Here is a 678-nt window from a genome sequence, read left to right as displayed (position 1 = left end):
GCGCTGACTACGCGTGCCCATCAGGCCGCCATGTCCCATCGGTCCCCGCTCTTTCGAAAGCACGCTTTCGCGCGAGCAGGGGCGGGCGTGTGCCGGGCACCAGGAGCGAAGATCATCCGATCCTCGCACAAACCGATTGGCGTTTCGTGCTGCCACAGCACGCGCGCCGGACAAGGAGAACGGCTCATGGCCGTCGTAACCATTCGCCAGCTGCTCGACAGCGGCGTGCACTTCGGGCACCAGACCCGCCGTTGGAACCCGAAGATGAAGCGCTTCATCTTCACCGAGCGTTCCGGCATCTACATCATTGACCTGCAGCAGTCGCTCGGGTTCGTTGACAAGGCCTATGACTTCGTCAAGGAGACGGTTGCCCACGGCGGCACCATCCTCTTCGTCGGAACGAAGAAGCAGGCACAGGAATCCATCTCTGAGCAGGCAACGCGCGTGGGCCAGCCCTACGTCAACCAGCGTTGGCTCGGTGGACTTCTCACCAACTTCCAGACCGTTTCCAAGCGTCTGGCCCGCATGAAAGAGCTCGAAGAGCTCGACTTCGAGGACACCGCCAAGAGCGGTTTCACGAAGAAGGAAATGCTCATCAAGAAGCGCGAGCTCGTCAAGCTGCACAAGAGCCTCGGCGGAATCCGCAACCTCACGAAGACGCCGTCCGCGCTCTGGGTT

Annotated in this window: 1 protein-coding gene; it reads left to right on the top strand. The window is 61.4% G+C overall.

The window, feature by feature from the left end:
- Positions 1-186: 186 nt before the first annotated feature.
- A partial coding sequence (gene rpsB / locus JF66_RS19965) for a 30S ribosomal protein S2 (protein WP_035880632.1) occupies positions 187-678 on the top strand: 492 nt, incomplete at its 3' end.

Origin of the sequence: Cryobacterium sp. MLB-32 (genome assembly GCF_000738085.1) — a bacterium.
In the GTDB taxonomy this organism is placed as follows: Bacteria; Actinomycetota; Actinomycetes; order Actinomycetales; family Microbacteriaceae; genus Cryobacterium.
The sequence above is the reverse complement of the archived record's forward strand: the minus strand, read 5'-3'. Positions and strand labels throughout refer to the sequence as shown.